Raw genomic sequence first — 8,775 nt, 5'->3', positions numbered from 1 at the left:
ACGAACAGATACCCGGCCCCCCTCGCGTACCCGCGGAACGTTCGTCGTTTGAGGAGACGCCCCGGAGGGACCCCGGACCCCCACCCACCGGGCAGGCGCCCTCGCGGGGAAACCCGCACACCAAGCCCGTCCGGCGATTGAGGACGGAACCCCGCACCCCAGCACCCCGCACCCCCCGGGGCACCCGCCGTGGCGCATCTCACCCGGACCGGTCCGTCACACCCCCATTCCAAGCCCGGCCCCCGTCCGCGCCCCGGGTTCCCACGGTTCCCGGGCGGCGGGCGCATGGCGATGGAAGCCGGGCCGGGCGGGCCGGACGACCCGGGTGGGTCAACCTGCGGGGAATGCCCGGGCAGCCCGCGAAACACAGTCGTAAGCTCGCAGACATGCAGGTCATCCAGTCCACGAAGCTCGCCAACGTCTGTTACGAAATCCGGGGCCCCGTGCTCGAGGAGGCGATGCGGCTGGAAGCAGCAGGCCATCGCATCCTCAAGCTGAACACCGGCAACCCTGCCGCGTTCGGTTTCGAGTGCCCGCCCGAGATCCTTGAGGACATCCTGCGCAACCTCTCCGGGGCGCACGGTTACGGCGACGCGAAAGGACTGCTGTCCGCGCGGCGGGCGGTGATGCAGCACTACCAGACCAAGGGGATCGACCTCGATGTCGAGGACGTCTACCTGGGCAACGGCGTCTCCGAGCTGATCCAGATGTCGATGCAGGCGCTGCTCGACGACGGCGACGAGGTGCTCGTACCGGCCCCGGACTACCCGCTGTGGACCGCGTCGGTCTCGCTGGCCGGCGGCACGGCGGTGCACTACCGGTGCGACGAGCAGTCCGACTGGATGCCGGACCTCGCCGACATCGAGCGGAAGATCACCGACCGCACCAAGGCTCTCGTGATCATCAACCCGAACAATCCGACGGGTGCGGTGTACGACGACGAGATGCTGCGCGGGCTGACGGAGATCGCCCGGCGCCACAACCTGGTCGTCTGCTCCGACGAGATCTACGACCGGATCCTGTACGACGGGGCGACCCACACCCCGACCGCCACCATCGCGCCCGACCTGATGGTGCTCACCTTCAACGGGCTCTCCAAGAACTACCGGGTGGCCGGCTACCGCTCCGGCTGGATGGCGGTCTGCGGCCCTAAGGCGCACGCCTCCTCGTACATCGAGGGGCTGACGATCCTCGCCAACATGCGGCTGTGCGCCAATATGCCCTCGCAGCACGCCGTGGCCACCGCGCTCGGCGGGCGGCAGTCGATCAACGACCTGGTGCTGCCGGGCGGCCGGATCCTGGAGCAGCGGGACGTGGCATACGACCTGCTGACCCGGATCCCGGGTGTGACCTGCGTGAAGCCGAAGGGGGCGCTGTATCTCTTCCCGCGCCTCGACCCGAAGGTCTACAAGATCAAGGACGACCGGCAGATGGTGCTGGACCTGCTGCGGGCCGAGAAGATCATGGTGGTGCAGGGGACGGGGTTCAACTGGACGGAGCCCGATCACTTCCGGGTCGTGACGCTGCCCTCGACCGAGGATCTGACGGACGCGATCGGACGGATCGCCCGCTTCCTGGACGGGTACAGCCAGGTCTAGGGCGATGTCCCGTCGGCGGGACCCGGTCACCGGATCGCGAATCTGGATAACTTTAGACTGAATCCAAGCTAGGATGGATCCACAGCATCACCAGGAGGCCATCCATGTACGAACCGATCCGCACCAAATCGGTCCACACACCGGCCGACCACGCCGACGACTTCCCGCACCGCACCCGTGAGGAAGAACTGGATATCCAGTTGGCCGGACATCTGGCCGCCCTGCTCGCGGTCACCGACGAACTGGGACTCGGCGAGGCGGGCGACCGCATCGCCGGACAGGTCGCGCGGTTGCGCGGTGCCCCGCCCGCCCGGCACGCCGGTCTGACCAACGCTCCGGCCCCCGCCCTGCACCGCCGCGCCCACGCCCTCGCGGGCCGCGCGCTGGTGGTGGCGGCGTCCCGCGCCGACACGGCCGTGGCGATTCTCTCGGCCGAGCGCATGGACGCGCACGCCGCCGCGGACGAAGCAGCCGAGGCCGCCCCGTCGCGGCTGGTCGGCGCCCTCTGACGGCCCCGGTCCACGGGCCGTCGAGGCGCGTGGACCGGGTGCCACTCATCTGCCGCGGGGATCAGCCCAGACGCTGGACCAGCGCGCGATACTCGTCCCACAGGCCCTTCGGCGTGTGGTCGCCGAATGTGTTGAGGTGCTCGGGGATCAGTGCCGCCTCCTCGCGCCAGATCTCCCGGTCGACCTTGAGCAGGAAGTCCAGGTCCGACTCGGAGAGGTCCAGGCCCTCGGTGTCGATGGAGCCCTTGGCCGGCAGGATGCCGATCGGGGTCTCGACGCCCTCGGCCTTGCCCTCCAGGCGCTCGACGATCCACTTGAGCACACGGCTGTTCTCGCCGAAGCCGGGCCAGACGAACTTGCCCGCGTCGTTCTTGCGGAACCAGTTCACGTAGTAGATCTTCGGCAGCTTCGACTGGTCCGGCTTGTCCGCGCCGACCTTGAGCCAGTGGTTCATGTAGTCGCCCATGTTGTAGCCGCAGAACGGCAGCATGGCGAACGGGTCGCGGCGCAGCTCGCCGACCTTGCCCTCGGCGGCGGCGGTCTTCTCGGAGGCCACGTTGGCCCCGAGGAAGACTCCGTGCTGCCAGTTGAAGGACTCGGTGACCAGCGGTACGGCCGAGGCGCGGCGACCGCCGAAGAGGATGGCCGAGATCGGCACACCCTTCGGGTCCTCCCACTCGGGCGCGATGATCGGGCACTGGCCGGCCGGGACGGTGAAGCGGGCGTTGGGGTGGGCGGCGGGCGTGCCGGACTCGGGGGTCCAGTCGTTGCCCTTCCAGTCCGTGAGGTGCTTGGGCAGTTCCTCGGTCATGCCCTCCCACCAGACGTCACCGTCGTCGGTGAGCGCGACATTGGTGAAGACGGAGTTGCCCCACATGGTCTTCATGGCGTTGGCGTTGGTGTGCTCGCCGGTGCCGGGTGCGACGCCGAAGAAGCCGGCCTCGGGGTTGATCGCGTAGAGGCGGCCGTCCTCGCCGAACCGCATCCAGGCGATGTCGTCGCCGATCGTCTCGACGGTCCAGCCGGAGACGGTGGGCTCCAGCATGGCGAGGTTCGTCTTGCCGCAGGCGCTGGGGAAGGCCGCCGCGACGTACTTCGACTCCCCGCGCGGGGGCGTGAGCTTGAGGATCAGCATGTGCTCGGCGAGCCAGCCCTCGTCGCGCGCCATGACGGAGGCGATGCGCAGCGCGTAGCACTTCTTGCCGAGCAGGGCGTTGCCGCCGTAGCCGGAGCCGTAGGACCAGATCTCGCGGTCCTCGGGGAAGTGCGAGATGTACTTGGTGGAGTTGCAGGGCCACGGGACGTCGGCCTCGCCCTGGGCGAGGGGGGCGCCCAGGGTGTGGACGGCCTTGACGAAGAACCCGTCGGTGCCGAGCTCGTCGAGGACGATCTGCCCCATGCGCGTCATGGTCCGCATCGAGACGGCGACGTACGCGGAGTCGGTGATCTCGACGCCGATCGCCGAGAGCGGCGAGCCGACGGGGCCCATGCAGAAGGGCACGACGTACATGGTGCGGCCCCGCATGGAGCCGCGGAAGACGCCCTGTTCGCCGGTGAAGATCTCCCGCATCTCGGCGGGGGCCTTCCAGTGGTTCGTCGGACCGGCGTCCTCCTCCTTCTCGGAGCAGATGAACGTACGGGTCTCGACGCGTGCGACATCGCTCGGGTCGGAGGCGGCGTAGTACGAGTTCGGGCGCTTGATCTCGTCGAGTTTGGTGAACGTGCCCTTGGCCACGAGCTCCCCGCACAGGCGCTCGTACTCGGCCTCGGAGCCGTCGCACCAGACCACTCGGTCCGGTTCGGTGAGGGCTGCGATCTCGTCGACCCAGGAGATGAGCTCCTGGTGGTTGGTGGGAACAGTGAGGGGAGCCGCGATGTCGCGCGCCACGATCGCTCCTTGATGAGGGTGTCTGTTTGGTAGTTGCCCCGTGGGGGCTGCGACCCGGATGCTTCTACCCCTTCGAATTCCCTCGGCGCTCATCCGGTGCCGACCGCACTCATTTGATCATCCGGCCGTTCCGCCCATATGTCCAGAGGGCCGCCCACGTGAGCATCACCACTCATATCGGCAACCTACGGTGGCGTAGGTACGATGCGGGAATGACTGCTGCCGCCGCCCCGCCCGAACCCGCCGGTACGGAACCAGCCGGGACCGACGACGTGGAGCTGAAACCGCGCATGCGCGGCTGGCTGCACGCCGGCATGTTCCCCGCCGTCCTCATCGCGGGCATCGTGCTGATCGCGCTCACGGACGACATGCGCGGCCGGATCGCCTGCGGCGTCTACATCCTGACCGCGTGCCTGCTGTTCGGCGTGAGCGCCGTCTACCACCGGGGCACCTGGGGCCCGCGCGGCGAGGCCGTGCTGCGCCGGCTCGACCACGCCAATATCTTCCTGATCATCGCGGGCACCTACACCCCGCTGACCCTGCTGCTCCTGCCGGAGTCCACCGGGACCCCGCTGTTGTGGGCGGTCTGGGGAGCGGCGGTCGCGGGCATCGCCTTCCGGGTGTTCTGGGTCGGCGCCCCGCGCTGGCTCTACACGCCCTGCTACATCGCGATGGGCTGGGCGGCGGTCTTCTTCCTGCCGGACTTCATGCGGACCGGCGGGATCGCGGTGCTCGTACTGGTCGTCGTCGGCGGACTGCTCTACAGCGCGGGCGGCGTCATCTACGGCATCAAGCGGCCGAACCCGTCCCCCCGCTTCTTCGGATTCCACGAGGTCTTCCACTCGCTGACGCTGGCAGCCTTCGTCGTGCACTACGTCGGCATCTCCCTGGTGGCCTACAACCACAGCTGAGCCCCGCCGCCTCCTCACCCCTCCCCCTCATGGCCGTGACGTCCGAGTCACGGCCATGACGCATGTCCGGGCACCTTCACCACCCCAGGACCCATGTTGACACTCGCAATCTTTTGAGAGTTACTGTCATTTGACGAATACTTCCAAAGGAGAGCACCATGAACCGACGCTGGTGGGCGCTGGGCGCGCTGGTGGCGAGCATGCTCGTCCTCGGCTTCGACATGACGATCCTCAATGTGGCGCTGCCGACCATGGCCGGTGAGCTCGGCGCCACCACCGGACAGCAGCAGTGGATGGCCGACGCCTACGTCGTCGTGTTCGCCGCGCTGATGCTTCCGGCCGGACTGCTCGGCGATCGCTTCGGCCGTCGCCGGATGCTCATCACCGGCCTCGGCATCTTCCTCGTCGGCTCGGTCCTCGGCACGCTCGCCGACGATGTGCCGACCGTGATCGCCGCCCGCTGCGTGATGGGTGTCGGCGGTGCGCTCGTGATGCCGCTCGCCATGGCCGTACTGCCCTCGCTGTTCGGCGAGCCGAAGGACCGGATGAAGGCCATCGGTATCGTCTCGGCCGCCTCCGCACTCGGTATGCCGCTCGGTCCGATCGTGGGCGGCTGGCTGCTGGACCACTTCTGGTGGGGCTCGGTCTTCCTGATCAACATCCCGATGGTCGGCATCGGCGTCACGGCCTGCGTGTTCCTGCTGCCCGAGACCCGCGACCCCGCGGCACCCAGGGTCGACATCGCCTCCACCGTGCTGACCGCGACCGGTCTCGGCATCCTCATCTACGCGGTCATCGAGGCACCGGGCCGCGGCTGGGGCGACCCGCTGGTCCTGGCCATGCTGGCCGCGGGCGTGGTCCTGCTCGCCGCGCTCGTCCTGCGCGAGCGCAGGGCAAGCCGCCCGATGCTCGACATGTCCCTGCTGCGGCAGCGGACGTTCCTGCTCAGCACGCTCGCTGCGACGCTCGTGATGTTCGTGCTGGCGGGGCTGATGTTCATCCTGCCCGGATACCTCCAGGCCGTGCTGGGCAACGACGCCTTCGGCACGGGGGTGCGGATGCTGCCGATGATGGGCGGACTGATCCTCGCCACCAGGGCGGGCGGCCCGGTCAACGCCCGCTTCGGGGCCCGCGCCACCATGTCGGCGGGGCTCGTCGTGCTCGCCTTCGCCGCGATTCTCGGCAGCCGGACCACGGTCGACAGCGGCTACGGCTTCACCGCGCTGTGGCTCTCCATCGCCGGGGTCGGATTCGGCTTCGCCGTCGTCCCGGCCATGGACGCCGCGCTCGGCGCCCTGCCCCCGGAGCGTTCCGGCAGCGGATCGGGCCTGCTGATGACCGTGCGCCAGACGGGCAGCGCCCTCGGGATCGCCCTGCTGGGCAGTCTGCTCGCCGGCGCCTACAGCGGGCGGCTCGACACCACGGGGATCCCTGCCGCCGCGGCGGACACCGCCGGGGACTCGGTCGTCGCCGCCCACGCCGTGGCGGCGAGGCTCGGCGCGCAACGGCTCGCGGACTCCGCCGACGCCGCCTATCTGCACGGCATGAGCCTGGTCATGCTCGTCATCGGCGCCACCGCGCTGGTCAGCGCCCTGCTGGTCGGCGCCTTCCTGACCGGCCCGGAGCGCAGCCGGAGCGAACCCGCCGACGTGGCCGCCACCCCCGTCGATGCCTGACAATGGCGACCATGGCCGCCACTCCCCGTCCCCCCTCCTTCACCGCACCCGAGGCGCAGCCCCCGATGGGGCTGCGCGAGCGCAAGAAGCTCAAGACACGGGTCGCGATCCGGCAGGCGACGTACCGCCTCATCCAGGAACAGGGCTACGAGGCGACGACGATCGAGCAGATCGCCGAGGCGGCCGAGGTGTCGCCGAGCACGGTGTTCCGGTACTTCGCGACCAAGGAGGACATCGTCCTCACCGACGAGTACGACCCGATCATGGAGGCCGTGCTCCGGAGCCGTCCGCCGGACGAACCTCCGCTGGAGTCACTGCGGTTGGTGATGCGGGAGGCGCTGACGTCTTTCGTCGCCGCGGACGACGTGGAGCTGCGCCAGCGCACCCGGCTGATGGTGGAGGTCCCCGCCATCCGGGCCCGGATGACGGAGACCATGTCCGACACGGCGAAGATCCTCTCCAAGGTGCTCGCCGACCGCACCGGCCGCAGCGCCGACGACCTGCAGATCCGGGTCTTCATCTCGGCGGTGCTGGGTGCGCTGCGCGAGGTCACGCTGTACTGGGGCGAGCACGGCCAGGACGGCGACCTCGTGGCGATGATCGACCAGGCGATCGACACGCTGGGAGGCGGCCTGCGGCTCTGACGCCTCAGGACTCGCTGCCGCCCAGGGCGCGCGCCAGCACCTGCGCGTCCGTCGTCGGCGCATCGCACACGAAGTGCCTGCACACATACGCGGTCGGCGCGCCGTCCACCATCGGACGGTCCGCCAGCAGCGGGAACTCCGTCCCGGACGTCTCGCCCGCCGCGACCACCGCACCGGGCGCCCGTCCCAGCAGCGCCGTGCGGTGCAGCTCGCCGCCCACCGGCCCGGCGACGGCCACCTCGCGCGGACCGTCGAGCAGCGCCTCGGCCACCGCTAGCCCCCAGCCGGTGAACCGCGGCGCCTTCGGCCCCAGCGCCTTCACCACGCCCAACGCCCCCTCCGCCGCGGTGCGGTGGGGCTCCGATCCGGTGTAGGCGGCGTACGAGAGCAGCGCACCGGCCGCCGCTGTCCACCCCGCCGGGGTGGCACTGTCGGTGGGGTCCTGCGGACGGCGGATCAGCTGCTCGGCATCGTCGGCGGTGTCGTAGAACTGACCGCCCTCGCCGGTGAAGTGCTCCAGCACGATGTCCAGCAGGAAGCCGGCGAACTCCAGCCAGACCCCCTCGCCGGTGACCGCGGCCAGCGCGAGGAAGCCCTCCGCCACATCTCCGTAGTCCTCCAGCACCCCGGCGTGCTCCCCGGCCCGGCCGTCCTTCGAGGTACGGGCCAGCCGGGCGACCGGGCCCATGTGGAGCCGCACGAGCAGATCCGCGGCCTCGGTGGCGCGCTCGATCAGATCGGGGCGGTCGAAGTAGGCGCCGGTCTCGGCGAGCGCCGCGACGGCCAGCCCGTTCCACGCGGCGACCACCTTGTCGTCCCGGCCCGGCCGCTTGCGCAGCTCACGGGCGGCGAGCAGCCTGGCCCGCACATCGGCGGCCCGCGCCTCGTCCACCACCTCACCGGTACGCGGCGGGTGGTGCGGTCCCTTCGGCGGGAGCTGGAGCACCGATGCCCCCTCCTCGAAGGTGCCCTCATCGGTCACCCCGAAGTGCTCCGCCGCGAACGCGGCGTCGTCCTCGCCCAGCACCTCGCGCAGCTGCGCCGGCGTCCAGACGTAGTACGCGCCCTCGACGTGCCTGCCCTGGGGGTCCTCGCTGTCGGCGTCCAGCGCGGAGGCGAAGCCGCCCTCGGCAGTCCGCAGCTCGCGGACCATGAAGTCGGCGGTCTCCAGAGCAACCCGGCGGGCCAGTTCCGACCCGGTCGAGCGCCACAGGTGGGCGTACACCCGGCAGAGCAGGGCGTTGTCGTAAAGCATCTTCTCGAAGTGCGGTACGACCCATTCCCGGTCCACCGAATAGCGGGCGAAGCCGCCGCCGAGCTGGTCGTACATCCCGCCCCTGGCCATCGCCTCGCAGGTGTCGGCCGCCATCTGGAGCGCCCCGTCCGCGCCGGTGCGGGCGTGGTGGCGCAGCAGGAACTCGATGGTCATGGACGGCGGGAACTTGGGGGCGCCCCCGAAGCCGCGGTGCTTCTCGTCGTAGTCGCGGGTCAGTCCGAGCAGTGCCTGTGCCAGCTCCGGCTCCCCGGGCACGCCCTGCCCGCCGTGCGC

General features: G+C 70.2%; 7 protein-coding genes. 5 read left to right on the top strand and 2 right to left on the bottom strand.

What is annotated here, in order from left to right; all coding sequences use genetic code 11:
- Positions 1 to 386: 386 nt before the first annotated feature.
- On the top strand, positions 387 to 1,598 hold the full coding sequence (locus tag ACFVW8_RS37055) for a pyridoxal phosphate-dependent aminotransferase (protein WP_389698073.1): 1,212 nt from the start codon (positions 387 to 389) through the stop codon (positions 1,596 to 1,598).
- A gap of 104 nt (positions 1,599 to 1,702) precedes the next feature.
- Positions 1,703 to 2,107 (top strand): hypothetical protein, encoded by a 405-nt coding sequence (locus tag ACFVW8_RS37050; protein ID WP_389698071.1) that lies wholly within the window; start codon positions 1,703 to 1,705, stop codon positions 2,105 to 2,107.
- A 61-nt stretch (positions 2,108 to 2,168) separates the two neighbouring features.
- On the opposite strand, the gene ACFVW8_RS37045 is transcribed toward ACFVW8_RS37050, so the two are convergent.
- Positions 2,169 to 3,995 carry a phosphoenolpyruvate carboxykinase (GTP) gene (locus tag ACFVW8_RS37045; RefSeq protein WP_389698069.1) on the bottom strand — a complete coding sequence of 609 codons (1,827 nt, stop codon included), beginning with the start codon at positions 3,993 to 3,995 and terminating at the stop codon, positions 2,169 to 2,171.
- 212 nt (positions 3,996 to 4,207) lie between these two features.
- Between ACFVW8_RS37045 and ACFVW8_RS37040 the strand changes: the two genes are divergently transcribed.
- The 3 genes from ACFVW8_RS37040 (at position 4,208) to ACFVW8_RS37030 (ending at position 7,226) form a co-directional block, all read left to right on the top strand.
- Complete coding sequence (locus ACFVW8_RS37040; RefSeq protein WP_389698067.1) at positions 4,208 to 4,906, top strand: hemolysin III family protein; 699 nt, start codon at positions 4,208 to 4,210, stop codon at positions 4,904 to 4,906.
- Between the two features lie 158 nt (positions 4,907 to 5,064).
- Complete coding sequence (locus tag ACFVW8_RS37035) at positions 5,065 to 6,582, top strand: MFS transporter (protein WP_389698065.1); 1,518 nt, start codon at positions 5,065 to 5,067, stop codon at positions 6,580 to 6,582.
- A gap of 11 nt (positions 6,583 to 6,593) precedes the next feature.
- Positions 6,594 to 7,226: a TetR/AcrR family transcriptional regulator gene (locus tag ACFVW8_RS37030; RefSeq protein WP_389698063.1), complete on the top strand. Its 633-nt coding sequence runs from the start codon at positions 6,594 to 6,596 to the stop codon at positions 7,224 to 7,226.
- A 4-nt stretch (positions 7,227 to 7,230) separates the two neighbouring features.
- Here the strand turns inward: ACFVW8_RS37030 and ACFVW8_RS37025 are convergent.
- The coding region (locus ACFVW8_RS37025; protein ID WP_389698061.1) for a thioredoxin domain-containing protein at positions 7,231 to 8,775 on the bottom strand (1,545 nt) is incomplete at its 5' end.

Origin of the sequence: Streptomyces sp. NPDC058221, from assembly GCF_042882365.1 — a bacterium.
Taxonomy (GTDB): domain Bacteria; phylum Actinomycetota; class Actinomycetes; order Streptomycetales; family Streptomycetaceae; genus Streptomyces.
This window is presented reverse-complemented; position numbering and strand designations above follow the sequence as displayed.